The 20,343-nt window shown below is 34.0% G+C and carries 14 protein-coding genes; 9 read left to right on the forward strand and 5 right to left on the reverse strand.

Annotated elements, in window-relative coordinates:
• Positions 1-204 precede the first annotated feature (204 nt).
• Entirely contained in the window at positions 205-5,883 is a 5,679-nt protein-coding gene (locus tag OLM54_RS19040; protein WP_264536125.1) for an alpha-2-macroglobulin family protein, read from the forward strand.
• A gap of 70 nt (positions 5,884-5,953) precedes the next feature.
• On the forward strand, positions 5,954-8,329 hold the full coding sequence (gene pbpC, locus OLM54_RS19045; protein ID WP_264536126.1) for a penicillin-binding protein 1C: 2,376 nt from the start codon (positions 5,954-5,956) through the stop codon (positions 8,327-8,329).
• A 236-nt stretch (positions 8,330-8,565) separates the two neighbouring features.
• Here pbpC and OLM54_RS19050 read toward each other — a convergent pair whose 3' ends face one another.
• Both OLM54_RS19050 and OLM54_RS19055 read right to left on the reverse strand, forming a co-directional pair.
• Positions 8,566-10,110, reverse strand: coding sequence for a ribonuclease E/G (locus OLM54_RS19050; protein WP_264536127.1), 1,545 nt, complete (start codon positions 10,108-10,110; stop codon positions 8,566-8,568).
• Between the two features lie 387 nt (positions 10,111-10,497).
• Positions 10,498-10,788 (reverse strand): HU family DNA-binding protein, encoded by a 291-nt coding sequence (locus OLM54_RS19055; protein ID WP_042566188.1) that lies wholly within the window; start codon positions 10,786-10,788, stop codon positions 10,498-10,500.
• A gap of 139 nt (positions 10,789-10,927) precedes the next feature.
• On the opposite strand from OLM54_RS19055, the gene mutY reads away from it, so the two are divergent.
• Genes mutY through gldD form a run of 4 tightly spaced genes read left to right on the forward strand, consistent with a single transcriptional unit; the run spans position 10,928 to position 14,333 of the window.
• Entirely contained in the window at positions 10,928-11,974 is a 1,047-nt protein-coding gene (gene mutY, locus OLM54_RS19060; RefSeq protein ID WP_264536128.1) for an A/G-specific adenine glycosylase, read from the forward strand.
• Positions 11,975-12,011: 37 nt separating this feature from the next.
• Complete coding sequence (locus OLM54_RS19065) at positions 12,012-12,452, forward strand: single-stranded DNA-binding protein (protein ID WP_264536129.1); 441 nt, start codon at positions 12,012-12,014, stop codon at positions 12,450-12,452.
• A 23-nt stretch (positions 12,453-12,475) separates the two neighbouring features.
• Positions 12,476-13,771 carry a gliding motility-associated protein GldE gene (locus OLM54_RS19070; RefSeq protein ID WP_264536130.1) on the forward strand — a complete coding sequence of 432 codons (1,296 nt, stop codon included), beginning with the start codon at positions 12,476-12,478 and terminating at the stop codon, positions 13,769-13,771.
• Position 13,772: 1 nt separating this feature from the next.
• Positions 13,773-14,333 (forward strand): gliding motility lipoprotein GldD, encoded by a 561-nt coding sequence (gene gldD, locus OLM54_RS19075; protein ID WP_264536131.1) that lies wholly within the window; start codon positions 13,773-13,775, stop codon positions 14,331-14,333.
• A gap of 66 nt (positions 14,334-14,399) precedes the next feature.
• On the opposite strand, the gene OLM54_RS19080 is transcribed toward gldD, so the two are convergent.
• Positions 14,400-14,783 carry a heavy-metal-associated domain-containing protein gene (locus OLM54_RS19080; RefSeq protein WP_264536132.1) on the reverse strand — a complete coding sequence of 128 codons (384 nt, stop codon included), beginning with the start codon at positions 14,781-14,783 and terminating at the stop codon, positions 14,400-14,402.
• Positions 14,784-14,887: 104 nt separating this feature from the next.
• Between OLM54_RS19080 and OLM54_RS19085 the strand changes: the two genes are divergently transcribed.
• Positions 14,888-15,754 (forward strand): DMT family transporter, encoded by an 867-nt coding sequence (locus tag OLM54_RS19085; protein ID WP_264536133.1) that lies wholly within the window; start codon positions 14,888-14,890, stop codon positions 15,752-15,754.
• A 183-nt stretch (positions 15,755-15,937) separates the two neighbouring features.
• Here the strand turns inward: OLM54_RS19085 and OLM54_RS19090 are convergent, their stop codons facing one another.
• Positions 15,938-17,986 (reverse strand): insulinase family protein, encoded by a 2,049-nt coding sequence (locus OLM54_RS19090; protein WP_264536134.1) that lies wholly within the window; start codon positions 17,984-17,986, stop codon positions 15,938-15,940.
• Positions 17,987-17,998: 12 nt separating this feature from the next.
• Entirely contained in the window at positions 17,999-19,321 is a 1,323-nt protein-coding gene (locus OLM54_RS19095; protein ID WP_264536135.1) for a M16 family metallopeptidase, read from the reverse strand.
• Positions 19,322-19,595: 274 nt separating this feature from the next.
• Between OLM54_RS19095 and rplU the strand changes: the two genes are divergently transcribed.
• A complete protein-coding gene (gene rplU, locus OLM54_RS19100) occupies positions 19,596-20,039 on the forward strand; it encodes a 50S ribosomal protein L21 (RefSeq protein ID WP_042566198.1) in 444 nt (147 codons plus the stop codon).
• A 24-nt stretch (positions 20,040-20,063) separates the two neighbouring features.
• Entirely contained in the window at positions 20,064-20,324 is a 261-nt protein-coding gene (rpmA, locus tag OLM54_RS19105) for a 50S ribosomal protein L27 (RefSeq protein WP_017497241.1), read from the forward strand.
• Positions 20,325-20,343 lie beyond the last annotated feature (19 nt).

Here is a 20,343-nt window from a genome sequence, read left to right on the forward strand (position 1 = left end):
AAAGATATGATTTTTAAAGCATTTTTTCTTGTAACGATCAAAATTAAAATAATTCAGAGAACTGAATTTTCCTCTTAAAATACTTCGGAAAATAGTATACATTTACTAGAATATAATTTGTGTTTTGTTGTTATGATTTTAAGATCATCAGACGGCATTTTGTTTATATTTAACAATATTTGTAACAATTAACTCCTTATCAAAGTGAAAGCAAGAAGATTAGTTTACGTGTTTTTTGTGTTTTTAATTTTTCAGGCCTGTGGCAAAAAATCAGATTTCAATTCCGATTTTTCATTATTCAAAGAGTATATAACAAGTTTTACAGGCGGAATCGTCTCGGCACAATCGGATATACGTGTTGTTCTTGCTTTCGATAAAAAAGAATGGAAAGTAAATCAGGTTTTAGACAATGATTTGTTTGATATTTCGCCAAGCGTCGACGGAAAAGTCGTAGCGCTTTCGAGTAATACAATTGCTTTTATTCCGGAGAAAAAACTAAAAGCCGGAACAGAATATCAGGTGACACTGCATTTAGACAAGTTAACTGAGCTTCCTAAAAAAACGAACGACGATAAAACAGATCTTTCTGATTTTAATTTTACGGTTAAAACCGTCAAACAGGATTTTACGATTAATACCTTGGATATTCAGTCTTACAGCAAAGAATATCAATATCTAAATTGTGTATTAAAATCGGCAGATGACATAGATTTAGAAACTGCAAAACAACTCGTTACGGCATCTCAAAACGGAAATAAAGTCAAAATTAAATTTGATAAAACTCCAAATTCAGGAAAAGAATTTAAATTTATCATTGATAGTATTCAGCGTTTTGATGCAGAAAGTAATCTTGAAATTGCTTATGATGGAAATGATTTTGATATTGACCAAAAAGGAAAAATGGATTTTCCGATTACGTCTATTAATGATTTCAAAATCGTTAAAGTTGATATTCCTGATGAAAATAATCAGCAAGTATTAATTAACTTTTCTGAACCTCTCGAAAAAGGTCAGGATTTTAAAGGTTTAGTAGCGATTCAAAACACTAATAATCTTAAATTTTCAACACAGGGAAATACCCTGAAAGTGTATTTCAGCAATCAAAAACCGGCCAAAGAAGTTGTTCATGAAGTTGCCGTTGTTGCTGTAGATTCGGCAAGTACAATAGTTGATTCGGCAAGTGTAGCCGTAGATAGTGTTGCTGTCGCAGATCCTGTTGTTGAAGAGGTTGCAGAAGAAGAACCGGAACCGGAATCGGCAGCAATATCAGGTGAATTATTACTGGAAGTTTTTCAGGGAATCGAGAGCCAGTACGGGCAGAAAATGAAAAGTAATTATTCTGAAAAAATATCTTTTGATCAGATAAAACCAAATGTTCGCTTTATTAAAAACGGAACAATTTTACCAAGTTCAAGTAATCTAAAACTGAATTTTGAAGCGGTAAATTTAAGTGCCGTCGATGTAAAAGTATATAAAATTTATAAGAACAACATTTTGCAGTTTCTTCAGAATAATGAATTAAACGGAGCACAAAATCTCAAACGGGTTTCGCAGCCTGTTGCAAAAACGACACTTAATCTTAAAGAAAATACTTTAATAAACCCAAGTAAATGGAACACTTTTGCATTGGATTTATCTAAAATTATAAGCCCGGAACCGGGAGCGATTTACAGAGTTGAATTCTCATATAAAAAAGCCTATTCTTTATACAAATGTGAAACTTCTGAAGATGATGAAAGCCAAAATGAAGAGGAAGAAGAAGTAGATGAAAATGACGTGAACTACAGCGGAAACTCATACGACGATTATTATTATGATGATTATGAGTGGAGAGAAAGCCAGGATCCGTGTACAGGTTCGTATTATTATAATGCCAAAATAGGAACCAATATTTTAGCATCTGATTTAGGTGTAATTGCCAAAAGAGGTGAGAATAAATCGTATTTCTTTGCCGTAAATAATATTCTAACGACTGAACCGGTTTCAAACGCAAGAGTTGATTTGTATAGTTTTCAGCAGCAAAAACTGGCATCAGAAGCAACAAGCAGCGAAGGAATTGCATCTTTTAAATTAGATAAATTTGCCTATTTTGCTATTGTAACCTTAGGAAATCAGTCTACTTATGTAAAACTTGATGACGGGAATTCACTTTCGGTAAGTAATTTTGATGTATCGGGCGAAACGCTGCAAAAAGGTTTGAAAGGATTTATTTATGGAGAACGCGGCGTTTGGCGTCCAGGCGATAATTTGTACCTGTCTTTTATTTTAAATGATGTCGCGAATAAATTGCCAAAAGCGCATCCTATAAAATTCAGATTAACAGATCCAAATGGAAAAGTAACGTATCAAACCGTTCAAAAAACGAACGAATTAAATCATTATGCTTTTATTGTGCCTACAGATCCTGATGCGCCAACCGGAAGTTGGGAAGCGATGATAAGCGTGGGCGGAGCCAAATATTATAAGAATATAAAAATAGAAACGATTAAACCAAATCGTTTAAAAATCAAAAACAGTTTTAAAAATCCTATTTTATCTTCGTCACATTCTAATACAAGCAATCTCGAAGTAACGTGGCTTCACGGTGCAATTGCCAAGAATTTGAATGTAGAAATGCAGGCTAAATTTTCACAGCAAAGTACCACTTTCAAAAATTATCCGAAATACATTTTTGATGATTTAGTACGCCAGTTTAGTACCGAAGAAATTAATGTTTTCTCCGGAAAATTAGACGCAAACGGAAGAGCATCCGTAAATATAGATCCTAAATTGCAAGGTCAGGCACCGGGAATGCTAAAAGCTGCATTTGTAACCAAAGTATACGAAGAAGGGGGAGACTTTAGTACAGATGTTATTTCAACTACTTATTCTCCGTATAAAACTTACGTTGGAGTAAAATCGCCGGAACCTAATAAATACGGAATGCTTGAAACCAGAACGGCAAACCGATTTGATATTGTTACTGTTGATGAAAACGGAAGACCAAAATCTGTTAAGAATCTTGAAGTAAAAGTCTATAAAGTCGAATGGCGCTGGTGGTGGGATGCATCAAGCGATAATTTATCGAATTATAATTCATCAGAAGCAACAACTTCTTATAAAACGTTTAAAGTAAATACAGATTCGAGCGGAAAAGGAAGTTTTCAATTTGCATTAACTGATGAAGAATGGGGACGTTATTTAATTCGTGTTTCAGATGAAACTGACGGTCATGCTACGGGATTAACCGTAAATATCGATTGGCCAATATGGTCCGGAAAAACCAGAAACACAGATGCTTCTACAGCAAATATGCTTGTTTTTTCTACCGATAAAAAGGATTATGCAGTTGGCGAAAAAGCACAAATTTCTTTTCCTTCAAGTGAAGGCGGACGTGCTTTGGTTTCTATAGAAAATGGATCAAAAGTAGTGCAGACACTTTGGGTAAAAACGCAAAAAGGCGAAACTAAAGTTGAAGTTCCGGTTACTGCTGCAATGGCTCCAAATGTATATTTCAACATTACGCTTTTACAGCCGCACGCAACAACCAAAAACGATTCGCCAATAAGAATGTATGGTATTGTTCCGATTGAAGTTGTGGATAAAAATACGATTCTTGCGCCTAAAATTGCAATGCCGGATGTTTTAAAACCAGAGCAGACATTTACTTTAAAAGTTAGCGAACAATCAGGAAAAGAAATGACGTATACCATTGCTGTTGTCGATGAAGGTTTGCTGGATTTAACACGTTTTAAAACGCCAAATGCCTGGGATAGTTTTTATGTACGTGAAGCTTTAGGCGTAAAGACATGGGACGTTTATAATGATGTTATTGGCGCCTATGGCGGAAAAGTCAATCAGATTTTTAGTATTGGTGGAGATCAGGATTTAGGTGGTGGAAAGGCGAAAAAAGCCAATCGTTTTAAACCTGTTGTGGTTTATCTTGGACCATTTAAATTAGAAAAAGGACAAACAAAAACACATCAGATAAAATTACCAAAATACATTGGTTCAGTAAGAACAATGGTTGTAGCGGGAGATGCCAATACGAGCGCTTACGGAAGTGTCGAAAAAGCAACTCCGGTTCGTAGCCCGTTAATGGTCTTGGCTTCATTGCCAAGAAAAATTTCACCATCAGAAAAAGTAACAATTCCGGTTACGATTTTTGCTATGGAAAAACAGATTAAAAATGTAAATGTTCAGATAAAAACCAGCAATGGTTTGAAAGTTATTGGAAGTGCAGTTCAAAAATTGACATTTGCAGAGCCTGACGAAAAAATGGCATATTTTAATCTTGCCGTGGGAAGTTTAACAGGAATTGGAAAAGTGCAGATTGTTGCCACGTCCGGAAATGAAAAATCGGTTTATGATGTCGAGATTGATATGACAAACCCAAATCCGGTGACAAATACTTTTACAGATGTAATTTTAGAGCCTAATAGTTCGAAAACAATTAGCTGGAAAACATTTGGAGTTTCAGGAAGCAATAAAGCCAAACTCGAAGTTTCGTCAATGCCAACAATCAATTTAAACGGAAGATTACAGTTTCTTATTCAATATCCGCATGGTTGTGTTGAGCAGACGACTTCATCTGTATTTCCGCAATTATTTTTAAATGATGTTGCAGATATTGATGCAACGCGTCAGCAATTGATTCAGAAAAATGTTACGGCCGGAATAAATCGATTAGGAGGTTTTCAATTGCCAAATGGAGGACTTTCGTATTGGCAGGGAAATACAATTGCAGATGATTGGGGAACTTCATACGCAGGACATTTTATGATCGAAGCCGAGAAAAAAGGCTATGTTTTACCAATTAATTTTAAATCAAAATGGCTTTCATATCAACAAAAAGAAGCCAAGCAATGGCGATTTGAACCTCAGTACGGAAATGATTTGGCACAATCGTATCGCTTATATACATTGGCTCTGGCTGGTTCTCCGGATTTGTCGTCAATGAACAGATTGCGTGAAACAAAAGGAATTTCTAACGAAAGTAAATTGCGATTAGCCGCCGCTTATATTTTAGCCGGACAAAAATCGGCAAGTCAAAACTTGTTTTTGCACAGCAAAATTGAAGATGAAACGAGCGATTATAATTACTATTATTATGGTTCAAGTGCCAGAAACAGAGCGATGGCTCTTGAAACAATGTTATTGTTAGGGCAAAAAGAAAAAGCATTTGCAATGGCAATAAAACTGGCTAAAAATATGGCAAGTGATCAATGGATGAGCACGCAAACAACAGCATATTGTTTATACGCAATGTCTAAATTTGCCTCAAATAATGGTACAAAAGGAATTGATATTCAGTTCAGTAAAGACGGAAAATCTCAAATTGTAAAAACATCAAAAACAGTTGCTGACAGAAGTTTGGTCGTAAAAACTGGTTCAAATAGTATCACTTTAAAAAACAATAAAAAGAATACAATTTATGTTCGTGTATTAAATACAGGAATTTTACCAATTGGACAGGAAAATGTGGTTCAAAACGATGTTTCGGCAGGAATTGTTTTCAAAAACCGAAAAGGCGGAACAATAGATGTTTCAAAAATTACACAAGGAACCGAGTTTGTTGCAGAAGTTACCGTTAGAAATCAACGAAATGAACGCGTAGAAAATGTTGCTTTATCGCAAATTCTTCCTTCTGGTTTCGAAATTGTAAATACCCGTTTTACAGATTATGGAGATGCAACAAACAACATTGCAGATTACATCGATATTCGGGACGACAGAACTAATTTCTATTTTGGAATGAAAGCCGGAGAAACGAAAACATTCAGAATTCTGCTAAATGCATCTTACTTAGGGAATTATTATTTACCAGGATTACAATGTGAAGCGATGTATGATAATACATTTTTAGCAAGAACTAAAGGATTTTGGGTTGAGGTTGTAAAATAAAGTTTCTTGTATACGTTTCCTAACAGGTTTTTAAAACCTGTTAGGAAACGAAAAAAGCAATAATATTACTTTGAAAAATAAAATAAAAGCGTTCTTTCAACGCGTTATAAGCTGGATTAAACAGAATAAAATAAAATCAGCAATTGTATTTTTACTCTTGCTGATTTATTATTTCTCATTACCGCGAACTTTGTTTCAGGAGCCGTATTCGACCGTTATTGAAAGTAAAGAAGGAGAATTATTAGGAGCAAAAATCGCACGTGACGGACAATGGCGTTTTCCTGAACAAGATAGCGTTGCCGATAAATTTAATAAATGTATTGTTTATTTTGAAGATGAATATTTCTATAAACATCCCGGTTTTAATCCTGTTGCAATGGTTAATGCCATCAAACAAAACCGAAAAGCCGGAAAAGTAGTTCGTGGCGGAAGTACACTAACGCAACAAGTAATCAGGCTTTCAAGAAAAGGAAAAAACAGAACTTATTTTGAAAAAATTGTTGAAATTATTCTTGCAACACGTTTAGAATTAGGTTATTCTAAAGATGAGATTTTAGATTTATATGCTGCACATGCGCCTTTTGGCGGAAATGTAGTTGGGCTTGAAATGGCTTCGTGGCGTTATTTCGGATTAAAGTCAAGTCAATTGTCGTGGGCAGAAAGCGCAACTCTTGCTGTTTTACCAAATGCGCCAAGTTTAATTTATCCCGGAAAAAATCAGATTAAATTATTGGAAAAGCGAAACCGGCTTTTATTAAAATTGAATCAGGAAGGCATAATCGACAAACAAACGTATGAATTATCTCTTGATGAGCCTTTACCCGGAAAACCTTATGATTTACCCCAAATGGCGCCTCATTTATTGCAGCGTGTTGCCAAAAATCAGGAAGGAAAAAGAGTAAAAACAACCGTTGATTTTGCGTTACAAAACAGGGTAAATCAAATTGCGAAATATTATTATAATCAGTATAAACAAAACGAGGTTAATAATCTGGCTATTTTAGTTATTGATGTCAAAAACAGAAATGTAATAAGTTATGTTGGTAATTCTCCAACAGATAAAGATCATCAAAAAGATGTTGATATTATTGATGCGCCAAGAAGTACAGGAAGTATTCTGAAGCCTTTATTATATGCCGCAATGCTTGATGATGGCGAACTTTTGCCCAATACGTTAGTTGCCGATGTTCCAACTCAGATTGCAGGTTATACGCCTCAAAATTTTAATTTGACGTTTGACGGAGCTGTGCCGGCACATCGTGCTTTGTCCAGATCTCTAAATATTCCGGCTGTTTTAATGCTGCAGGAATTTGGCGTAAATAAATTTTATGAAGAATTGCAAAAATTCAAATTAAGAGATATTAATAAAACGCCGGATCATTATGGATTATCGCTTATTCTTGGCGGAGCCGAAAGCAATCTGTGGGATTTATGCCGATCGTATGCAAATTTATCTTCAACAGTAAATTATTTTAATAAAAGTCACGGAAAATACAGAACAAAAGAATTTGCTGAACTGAATTATGAACACGATTTTGAGGCTGATTTTGGAGACGATACAAATCAAAAAAATATATTAGGTTCAGGTTCCATTTGGCTGACTTATAACGCAATGGAAGAAGTAAACAGACCGGAAGGAGATGAAGCCTGGAAGTTTTATGACAGTTCGCTTAAAATTGCGTGGAAAACAGGAACCAGTTTTGGTAATCGCGATGCCTGGGCTATAGGAACAAATTCAAGATATGTAGTTGGTGTTTGGGTAGGAAATGCAACAGGTGAGGGAAGACCAACTTTAACAGGCGTTACGAGTGCAGCTCCCGTTTTATTTGATGTTTTTAATTTACTGCCAAGACAAAAGTGGTTTGAAACTCCTTATGATGATTTAGATGAGGTAGAAGTTTGTAAATTAAGCGGTTATTTGGCAAAAGATGGCTGCCCGAAAATAAAGCAATGGGTTAGTAAAAAAGGAAAAACGACAAGTATTTGTCCGTATCATAAAACGGTTCATTTAGATCAAACGGAACAATTTCAGGTTAATAGCAGCTGTGAAAATGTAGAGAATATAATAGTGAAAGATTGGTTTGTTTTGCCTCCGGTTATGGCTTGGTATTACAAAAGCAAACATATTGAGTACTTGCCGTTGCCGCCATTTAAAGAGAATTGTATTGGAACACAAACGGCTTCAATGGATTTTATTTATCCAAAAGCAAACAGTAAAATCTATCTCACCAAGAATTTTGATAGCGAAATACAGCCGGTAATTTTTAAAGTTGCCTATTCGCAAAGAGAAAATAAATTGTTTTGGTACGTTGATAATGTCTATAAAGGCGAAACAAAAGTTTTTCACGAAAAACCAATTTTGATGACTGCGGGTTTTCATTATATTACCGTTGTTGATGAATTTGGGAATGAAATAAGAAGAAAAGTAGAAATTATAAGGGAATGATATTTTATCTGTAATGAGATTTTATATCTAAAATCTCATTACGAAAATAATTGCCTAGCCCAGATAGAAGTGGAAATCCTTTTGTTTTTTTCTTTAAAAAATAAAAGATTGAAACGGATAGCTGGAAATAGCTCCTGAAACAAATTCCGAAACACTAAAACGCAAAGTGAGATTGCTTCGTTCCTCGCAATGAGACACAAAAAAACCGCCAATCTTGCGAGAGGCGGTTTCTTGTTTTATTCTTTGATAACATTTCCTTTTTTGTCGTAGAAATGATATTCTAAGTACGTGTAAGCGTCACGAGGTATGATTTTCACCCATTTTTTATGTTCAAAAAACCATTTTGAACGTAATGATGGAAAACCTTTACTGAGGTATGCAGCCACAAACGGATGTACATTAAGCACAACTTTATTGTGGATTTTTAAAATTCTGTCTAAATCAGATGCGATTTTATCAATGATTAAAATTGGCGCTTCAATTTCGCCATGTTCATTGTTTGGATCTTCTTCTCTAGTTTTAATATTAACTTCTGGTCTTACGCGTTGTCTTGTAATTTGAACTAAGCCAAATTTACTCGGCGGTAAGATTTTATGCTTTGCTTTATCGTCGCTCATTTCTTCTCGCAAGAAGTCGAACAAAACCTTCCTGTTTTCAGGATTAGACATATCGATAAAATCAACTACGATTATTCCGCCCATATCGCGCAAACGAAGTTGTCTGGCAATTTCTGCGGCGGCAATCATATTTACTTCCATGGCGGTATCTTCCTGATTAGTCGCTTTATTCGAACGATTTCCGCTATTTACGTCTATAACGTGAAGAGCTTCAGTGTGTTCGATTATTAAATAAGCTCCTTTGCTCATTGAAACCGTTCTTCCAAATGAAGTTTTGATTTGTCTCTCTATATTGTATTTCTCAAAAATTGGAGTGTCGTTTGATTGATAAAACTTAACAATCGATTGTTTTGAAGGTGCAATCTCTTGCAGATATTCCTTCGTTTGATGGTACAACTCTTCATCATCTATTTGGATACCGCTAAAGGTATCGTTAAAAACATCTCTTAATATCGAAGAAGCTCTGTTAAGCTCTCCTAATACTTTTGACGGATGATGAGCAGTTGGTAATTTTTTACACATTGCAGTCCATCTGGCAAGCAGGTTCTGCAAATCTTTTTCTAATTCGGCTACGTTTTTGCCTTCGGCTACTGTACGAACAATAACACCAAATCCTTTTGGTTTGATAGATAGAACAAGTTTTTTTAGACGATCCTTTTCCTTTTTGTCTTCTATTTTTTGAGAAATAGAAACACGGTCAGAAAACGGAACGAGAACAATAAATCTTCCTGCCAATGAAAGCTCAGCGCTTATTCTTGGACCTTTGGTCGATATAGGTTCTTTTACAACTTGGACTAAAACAGATTGATTGGCACTTAAAATATCAGTAATGATGCCATCTTTGTCAATCTCTTTTTCAAACTGAAAGGTTTTTAGGGAGAAATCTTTTATTTTACCTGCGCTTACAAGTTTTATGAATTTCAATTGAGAAGCTAAGTTAGGTCCTAAATCGTGATAATGTAAAAAGGCATCTTTTTCGAAGCCTACATTTACAAAAGCAGCATTAAGTCCGGCAACTGGTTTTCGTATTTTGGCAATAAAAATATCACCAACCTGAAAGTTGCTTTTCTCTTCTTCTTTATGTAATTCAATTAGTTTTCCATCTTTTAATAAGGCAAAATCTACGGCTTCAGAACTAGATCTAATGATTAATTCTTTATTCACACTGTAAATTTTTATCTGTTTTTTCAGAAAATAGAATATAGAGACAAAAGTATAGATTTATAAAAACCTAAAATCTGAAATCTAAAATCTAAAATCTTATCTACAGATGGATTAAACAATATTTTAACAGGTATTGAACCCGGGGGAATTTTAGTTTGCAGTCATTAGTATCAGCTGGCAGTTTTAAGCTGCAGACTGTGACTGGATACTGAGACTAAATTCCAATTTCAATGAACGTTTAAAAAGAAAAAAGTAGTTTAAAACTACTTTTTCTTTTTGTGACGGTTAGCTCTCGCTCTTTTCTTACGTTTGTGAGTAGCTACCTTATGTCTCTTTCTTTTTTTACCACTTGGCATATCGTGTCGATTTTATAATTAATTAATAGTATTATTTTGCTTCGTTGTTCGTTTTTACTCCCTCTACAAATACTTTTGCAGGTTTGAACGCAGGAATGTTGTGCGCAGGAATTTTGATAGTGGTGTTTTTAGAGATGTTTCTTCCTGTTTTTTCAGCTCTTGTTTTTACGATAAAACTTCCGAAACCTCTTAGGTAAACATTGTCACCAGTTTCTAATGAAATTTTAACTTCTTCCATAAAAGTTTCTACTGTTGCTTGAACATCTCCTTTTTCAAGACCTAGTTTCTCTGAAATTTTCGCTACGATATCTGCTTTCGTCATTTTCTTTCCTATTTTATTTATAAATGATGTACTATTTTTTTGAGTTTGCAAATATAGGAATTAAAAAAATAATTAATCAAGCTAATTCGTTAAATTTTAATTACATAAACATTTACTTTTGTAATCTAAGTATTTTGCTATGAATTTTTCTAACATATTGATAAAATGGTATTTACAAAACAAGCGTGATTTGCCTTGGCGAAATACAACGAATCCGTACCTAATTTGGCTATCAGAAATAATGCTGCAGCAAACCAGAGTTGCGCAGGGAACGCCTTATTTTTTTTCTTTTTCAGAGGAATTTCCTACGGTGTTCGACCTCGCAAATGCCGATGAAGAGAAGGTTTTGAAACTTTGGCAGGGATTAGGTTATTATTCTCGTGCCCGAAATTTGCATAAAACCGCTCAATATGTGGCAAATGAACTCAATGGAATTTTCCCTCCTTCTTATATTGAATTATTAAAATTAAAAGGTGTTGGTGAATATACAGCCGCGGCAATTGCTTCTTTTTCTTATAATGAAGCAGTTCCTGTTGTAGACGGAAATGTATTTCGAGTACTTTCCCGTTATTTTGATATCGAATCGGATATTATGCTGCCGGCAACCAAAAAAGAATTTACAGCATTGGCACACGAATTAATGCCAAAAGATAATCCTGCAATTTTTAATCAGGCGATAATGGAATTTGGCGCATTGCAATGCGTTCCTAAAAGTCCTGATTGTACTGTTTGTGTTTTTGCAGATAGTTGTCTGGCACTGCAAAAAAGGAAAGTAGATATTTTGCCTGTAAAATCTAAAAAAATAAAAGTAACCAATAGATTTTTTAATTATCTGATTTTAGAAGATATTTTAGGAAACACCTTAATTCAAAAAAGAACTGCAAAAGGCATTTGGCATAATTTATATGAGTTTCCGCTTTTAGAAACGCAACATATTGTTGACTTTGATTTTGTTGCAAATGCAGTTCAAAATGAGATTTTTTCAACCTATACTATATTAGGTATTGAAGATTATAGTCATGCAACGGTCATTCATAAACTTTCACATCAGCATTTACATATTCAATTCTGGAAAATTAAAATTAGTGATATAATTGAAAATGGAGTAGATGCGGTTCGTTTAAAAACGTTTCCTTTTCCAATAGTGATTTATAATTTTATTGAAAAGCAAGAAATAAATTGCTAAAAAAATGTATCTTTGGGATAAATACCACAAATAAACCATGAACGGAACATTAAATAAAGTGATGCTCATCGGCCACTTGGGCGATGATGTAAAGATGCATTATTTTGATGGAGGGAATTGCATTGGACGTTTTCAGCTGGCAACAAATGAAGTTTATATTAACAAAACTACCAATGAAAAGATAACTTCGACAGAGTGGCATAATTTAGTTGTACGCAATAAAGCGGCTGAAATTTGTGAAAAATATCTCTCTAAGGGGGATAAAATTTATGTGGAAGGACGTATAAAATCGCGTCAGTGGCAAGCCGAAGACGGAACGACCAAATACACTACAGAAATTCAGGTTACCGAGTTTACTTTCTTGACTACCAAAAAAGAAACAGGAGGTCATAAACAAAATCATGATTCAGAATCCGCAAAAAACACTAACTTTGATGCGACTAATGAAGGCTTACCTATAAATGATTTGCCTTTTTGATTGTTTAACTAATCTTTTTTAATTTGGACCCGGAGCCCAGTTTGTTTTTAAATACCACTTTAGACATCAATTTAATAATTGGTTTTGTCGGAATATTTATTTTGCTGTTTCTATCGGCAATTGTTTCAGGTGCCGAAGTAGCACTTTTTTCTTTATCTCAAAAAGACATCGACGATACTTTACAAGAAGATACCTCAAAAGGAAAAATTATTTCCAATCTTTTAGATAAACCCAAAAAACTCTTAGCAACTTTACTCGTAGCGAATAATTTTTTTAATATCGGAGTTGTTATTTTATTCTCTTTTATAGGGCAAAATATCTTTTCAGGTGTTGTTTCGCCCGTATTTAAATTCATGTTAGAAGTTGTTGTCGTTACCTCTTTGATCTTGTTGTTTGGAGAAGTTTTGCCTAAAGTATATGCGAGCCGTAACAATATAAAATTTGCGAAATGGTCAGCGTATCCAATTTCTTTTTTAGATAAAGTACTCTCTCCAATAAGTTTGCCCATGCGCAGCGTTACCCTATATTTGCAGCATAAATTAGGAAAACAGAAGAATAATTTTTCGATAAACCAGCTTTCTCAGGCTTTAGAGCTTACAGATTCTGAAGGAACATCAAGCGACGAACAAAAAATACTCGAAGGAATAGTTTCTTTTGGAAACACAGATACCAAGCAGGTTATGAGTCCGAGGATTGACATTTTTGCGTTAGAAATATCAGAATCGTTTGCATCCATATATACAAAAATAATCGAAAAAGGATTTTCAAGAATTCCGGTTTACAAAGACAATATTGATCAGATAGAAGGCGTTTTGTTTGTGAAGGATTTATTGCCTCATATTGATAAAAAAGAATTTGAATGGACTTCTCTAATGCGCGAGCCTTTTTTTGTTCCTGAGAATAAAAAACTGGACAATTTACTAAAGGATTTTCAAAGCCTTAAAAGTCATTTGGCGATTGTAGTTGATGAATATGGCGGAACATCAGGATTAGTTTCTTTAGAAGATGTAATTGAAGAAATCGTAGGGGATATTAGTGATGAATTTGATGATGAAAATTTGAATTATTCGCAAATAGATGAAAAAAACTTTCTTTTTGAAGGTAAAATCAATATGAAAGATTTCTACAGAATTGTAGATGTAAATGAAGATATTTTTGAGTCACATAAAGGAGAAGCTGAAACATTAGCAGGTTTTATTTTAGAAATTTTAGGTAATTTTCCCAAAAAAGATCAAAAAATAGCTTTTGAAAACTGTGTTTTTACCATAGAAACAGTTGATAAAAAGCGTGTAAAACAAATAAAAGTAACAATAGAATAAAATGTTTAAAAGAATAATTTCGGCAGCTGCAATTTTACTAACATTAACAGTTATAAGCTGTAAAGATGATGTGATACCAAAACCGGCGAGTTTTTTACGCCTGGATTATCCCGAAGCTAAATATGCTAATTTTGATGGCAATTGTCCGTTTACATTTCAAATGAATGAAGCTGCGGTTATTAAGGGAGAAAAAGATTGCGGATTTGCTATTACATATCCAAAAATGAAAGCTACGATTTATTTAACCTATAAACCTGTAAATAATAATATTGAAAAGCTGCTTAAAGATGCTCAGAAACTAACGTATGAACATGTAATAAAAGCAGATGATATTTTAGAACAGCCCTATTTAAACCCTGAAAAAAAAGTATACGGAATGTTTTACCAAGTTGATGGAAATGCCGCTACAAACTCACAATTTTACGTAACAGACAGCACAAAACATTTTATTACCGGATCAGTTTATTTTTATGCAAAACCAAATTTTGATTCGATCATGCCGGCGGCAAGTTATATTAAAAATGATATGCGACAGTTGATGGAAACATTAAAATGGAAATAGAAAAAAATCAAAACATAAAAAAGGGCGTTCAGTTTGAACGCCCTTTTTTATTGAAAATAATTTCGATTATGATTTCAATTTCATATTCGAAACCTTGTATGTTTTTCCGTCTCCGGTTTCCTGTACCACTTTAGTTAAGTTTTCAGGATTTTGAATTGTTTTGTCAAAAGTAACCATTGCTGTTTTTTTATCAAAATCAACCGCAGCTTTTTCTACACCTTTAAGATTTGATAATTCTTGTTCAATCGTTTTTGCGCAACCTACGGCACAAGTCATTCCTTCAATTGTAAAACTTGCTGTTTGTACATTTTCAGGAGCAATTACTTTGTGTTCTTTTACTACTGTTTTTTCACCTCTTGCTACAGCCAGACTTTTGTCTTCTTCTTTTTTACAGCTTACCAATACTAAACCTGCGATTGCTACTGCTGCTATGATTTTTTTGATTTTCATTATAATGAGTTTTTAATTAGCGTTTTTATGTTGTTTGCAAAATTAATAAAAAAGGAGAGGTCAGTTCGTAAAATTATTACAAATTTGCAGTAAAAATACTATTTATGGATGCAAAACAATTAAAGTGGTTTTATTTATTCTTGCTTTCGCTAATTTGGGGAAGTTCTTTTATTCTAATTAAAAGAGGATTAGTTGGTTTAACTGCAATTCAGGTAGGTTCACTCCGAATTATTTTTGCCGCTTTATTTTTGCTTATTGTTGGATTTTCAAGTTTAAAGAAAATCTCTCGCCGCCAATGGAAATTTGTTGCCTTAACATCTGTTTTCGGGACATTTATTCCGGCTTTCTTTTTTGCTATTGCCGAAACTCAGGTTGATAGTTCAATTGTAGCCATTTTAAATTCGCTTACACCTTTAAATACCTTAGTTTTAGGAATACTTATTTTTGGAATTCAGTTTCAAAAACGACAGGTTATAGGAGTTTTTGTTGGATTAATAGGTTGTATGTTATTGGTTTTGAGTGGAGCTTCGGCACATCCGGGACAAAATTATTACTTTGTTCTTTTAGTTGTAATTGCAACAATTTGTTATGCCATAAATGTAAACTTAATCAAGAAATATTTACCTGATTTGAATTCATTAAGTATCACAACCGGAAATTTTACGGTTTTGCTTATACCCGCATTAATCATTCTAAGTACAACTGATTTTACACAAAGAATAAATATTGAGGTGACGCAGCGTTCTGTTTTATTCGTAATGATATTAGGCGTTTTAGGAACCGGAATCGCGAATGTTTTATTCTTTAAACTAATACAAATGTCTTCGCCTGTATTTGCAACATCAGTAACCTATTTAATTCCGATAGTAGCATTTTTCTGGGGATTATTAGATAATGAAATGCTAACACCAATTCAGTTTTTTGGAGCTTTTATTATTTTGATAGGGGTTTATTTATCGGCTAAGAAATAGAGGCAAAATGTTTTTTGTGAGATATGAAATGTTATGTTCATGTCACTTCGCTCAGCTGATAAAAACAGTCCATAAAAAAAGCTTTGTCAAAGTTTTAAACTTTGACAAAGCTTTCAAAAATCTTAGCAACTCAGTAACTCAGAACCTTTGTACCTCTGAGCCTATGAACCTTTGTGAACCTTTCTACAAAAAATCCCCATCAGAAACCCCTTCATTTATCTTAATTTCCGACATTTTAATATCTAATTCAAAACCTGCATTTTGAATAATATTAAAAGGGACTTTTACGCCTTTTACATCTTTATAATCGTTAAAATAAGTTGTTTGAGTGGTCGATTGTCCGCTTTGTTCTTTTATTTTCGTTTCGGCTAATTTTAATCCTGATTTTACGTCGTAATAATAAACCGTTTTTCCATCTTTTATGGCATAAGCATCATTGCCATTTATTTGCTCAATTCCGCTTACCGTCAAATCAGTTCTTTTGCTTAATTGTAATTCTTCAAAAGGAGCGGCGTTTGCTTTCATTTCGGCTAAATCTGCGCCTTCAAGATTTTTACGCTGACCTTGTTGTTCAATATAAGCGCCTTTGTCATTTACAACCTGTTTCATCAAAGCCATGGTTCCCATAGAAAGTGATACCATCATTTTTCCTTTTGAATCTAATTTTGAAACAAAGGTTAAAGGTGTTGGCGCTTGCGGAATTGTTGTAGAACCTTTCATAGCAAGTGTTTTTGCTGCCGAAACTGCTTTTTCTCCACCAATTGCCTTAATATAATTGTCAAAAACTGTTTTTGCAGTAATTCCTGCAGGAGCTTCTTTTTTACTTACCGGTTTTTCGACAGGATTTCCGTATTTGTCAAAATAGAAAATCGGAATTTGAAGTTTTTCTAAACCACTAAGTACTTCAGAACCTTTTCCTACGATAACAATTCGCATATTATCAATTGGAAAATATTTATTGGCTACACGATAAATATCATCTGGCGTAACATTATTAATGGTCTGAATGTATTTTTCGTAGAAATCAGCAGGAAGATTTTCTGTTTCAATGTTTAAGGCATAACGCGCCACAGCCTGAGGTTTTTCAACCTGCATTACAAATCTTCCAATATAACCTGCTTTTACGTTTTTCAGTACATCATCAGAAACTTTTTCAGATCTGATTCTTTTAATTTCTTTTACAAATTCTGTTACGGCACTATCTGTTACGGCATTTCGTACTGCAGATGTTGCTTTAAATTTGGTTACATATTTTCCGCTTCCAATGTTCGAATTTGCACCATAAGTCCAGGCGTGCTGTTCACGAAGATTCATATTTAGGTAACTATTAAAATCGCCGCCTAAAATTTGATTTGCAATAACAGCAGGGAAAAAATCAGGATCGCTCATTTTTAAATTCACCGTATTTACTAATGAAATTTCAGATTGAACTGCATTTGGAACATCAACAAAATCAATTTGAAGTTTAGAAACATTTTCCGGATTTGGATAACTGTTTTTTGGAGCAGTTTGTTTTTTCCATCCGCCAAAAAGTTTTTCTACCGCCGCCTTTGTTTCTTTAAATTTGATGTCTCCAATTACAACTAAATAAGCATTTTCCGGAACAAAATAAGTAGCATAATTTGCCTGTACATCTGCCAGAGTAACATTTTTTAATGTTTCTTCAGAAATAAATTCTCCCGAAGGATGATTTTTTCCAAAAGCCAAAACATCAACAACACGATTTGCAATTGCCGGAACGCTTTTTTCATCGGCTTTAAGCCCTTCTGATAATTTTGCTTTTTCCTTATCAAACTCTTCCTGAGTAAAATTAGGCTGTAAAGCACCTTCTGCCAAAAGCTCTAAAACACGTCCTGAATATTTAGAAAGTGAACTCGCATAAGCACCGGATGAAGTGAAATTGATACTGGCTCCGTAAAAGTCTATTTCTTCATTAAAAGCTTCTTTAGTTGTTTTTTTGGTACCGTTTCCAATTAAACTGCTGGTTAATTCGTCAACACCTTTTTTGTTTCCTTCAGTAAAAGGAGCGTTGTCAAGAGTTAAGTTAAAACTTACTCTTGGTAATTTATGATTTTCAACGACCAGAACTTTCATGCCGTTTGCCAAAACAAAAGTTTGTGGTTTTTTGATATTGACTACTGGCGCATTGCCTGGTTTAGGTTGTGTACGATCTTGTGCTTGCATAATTCCTGTTAGGAATAAAAGGATTAAAACTGTATGTATTTTTTTCATGATTCAATATTCTTAGTTTTGAACTTTTTTTGAAGGAACATAATCTAAAATTAAACGCTGATTAGGGTTTAAATACTTTTTAGCAACATCTCTGATTTCTTCTCTTGTGATAGAGTGGTAGAGGTCAATTTCGGTATTTATAAGATTTACGTCTCCATAAAGTAAATAATAAGAAGCCAGATTTTCGGCAATTCCTTCAACACTTGCGTTTGCATTGACAAAATTATTGTCGAATTTATTTTGTAACTTTTGATAGTCTTTTTCAGAAATCAAATCAGTTTGGATTTTTACAATTTCTTCATCCATTTCTTTTAAAATGTCTGCAGTTGTATAAGGCTGCATTGGCAAACCGTACAAAATGTACATTCCGTAATCTTCCTGACTAAAACCAACAGCACCAATTTGAAGCGCCATTTTTTTGTCGTCGACTATTTTTTTGTACAGTTTAGAACTTTTTCCATCACTTAAATAAGAAGAGATTAAATCTAAAACTCTTGCGTCTCTAGTTTTCATTGATGGCGTTCTGTACGAAGCAACTATCATTGGAATTTGAATGTTAGGATCTTCGTAAGTTGCTTTTATAGTCTGACTGATTGGTTCTTCAACAAAAGTTTGTTTTTTTACTACTTCGCCTTTCGGAATTGGAGCAAAATATTTCTGAATCCATTCTTTGGTTTTCGTTTTATCAAAATCACCGGCAACGACTAAAACGGCATTATTTGGTGTATAGAATTTTTTATTAAAAGCCTGAAATTCTTCAAGAGTTGCGGCATCCAGATCTTTCATCGAACCGATAGTTGTCCAGCGATACGGATGGTTTTTGAACATATTTTCTTTTACAACCGGCAAAATATTTCCATACGGCTGATTATCGTAACGCATTCTCTTTTCTTCTTTTACGACTTCATTTTGCGTGTCAACACCAATTTTATTGATTATTGGGTGCATTAATCGTTCAGATTCCATCCATAAACCTAATTCTAAACTGTTTGATGGAAAAACTTCATAATAATAAGTTCTGTCGTCAGAAGTGTTGGCGTTGTTAACTCCGCCATTTGCAGTAACGATTTTCATCCATTCGCCACGTTTTATATTTTGGGTTCCTTCAAATAATAAATGTTCAAAGAAATGCGCAAAACCTGTACGATCCGGGCGTTCGTCCTTTGATCCTACGTGGTACATTACAGATGTAACAACAACGGGCGCCGAAGGATCGTTATGCAAAATAACATGCATTCCGTTGTCTAAATTGTATTCTTCAAAAGCTACTTTTTGAGCATGAGCAACTCCGCCGAGCATTAATGCAGCACTTAACATCATTATCGAATTTTTCATAAAGATTAATAATTTATATTACCTAATAAGAGAGTAGGTAGTCAAGACTTGGTTATCGTTACACCAAAAATAAGTTTTTTTAATTATCATTTCAGGATTAGGGTTTGTTTTGATAATACTTTAACAATATTTTACCTCTAAATACTTTAATTACGGTATAAAACACCTTGAAAAAGAGACTTTAAGGTGAATAAAATATTTTTGAAATAAGAGATTGCACAGTAAATTATTAATTGTATATTTGCAACCTTAAAAATCAATAAATCAATTTGGTATGTATGCAATCGTAGAGATAGCAGGGCAACAATTTAAAGTAAGCAAAGACTTAAAGGTTTATGTTCACCGTTTGGCTAATGAAGAAGGTTCAAAAGTTTCTTTTGACAAAGTTCTTTTATTAGACGATAACGGAAACGTAACTTTAGGCGCCCCAGCTATAGAAGGTGCTTCAGTAGAAGCTAAAGTGTTACAACACTTAAAAGGAGATAAAGTTATCGTTTTCAAAAAGAAAAGAAGAAAAGGATACAAAAAGAGAAATGGTCACAGACAATATCTTACTCAAATTGTAATTGAAGGTATTACTGCAGCAGGTGGAACTAAAAAAGCAGCAGCTAAAAAAGCAGTTGTAGCAGAAGAAGCTCCGGCTACTGAAGTTGAAGCAGCTCCAAAAGCAAAAAAAGCAGCAGCTCCAAAAGCAAAAAAAGAAGCTACTAAAGAATAATAACAATATTTAAACTCATACGTCATGGCTCACAAGAAAGGTGTCGGTAGTTCGAAGAATGGTAGAGAATCAGAATCAAAACGTTTAGGCGTTAAGATTTTTGGTGGTCAAGCTGCTATTGCTGGAAACATCATCGTTAGACAAAGAGGTTCAAAACATAATCCAGGTGAAAACGTTTACATCAGTAAAGATCACACACTACACGCAAGAGTAGCTGGAGTTGTTAAGTTCCAAAAGAAAAAAGATAACAAATCTTATGTATCTATTCTTCCATTCGAAGCATAATCATTAGACTACTTATTAC

The sequence above is a fragment of the Flavobacterium sp. N1736 genome, assembly GCF_025947065.1.
GTDB lineage: Bacteria > Bacteroidota > Bacteroidia > Flavobacteriales > Flavobacteriaceae > Flavobacterium.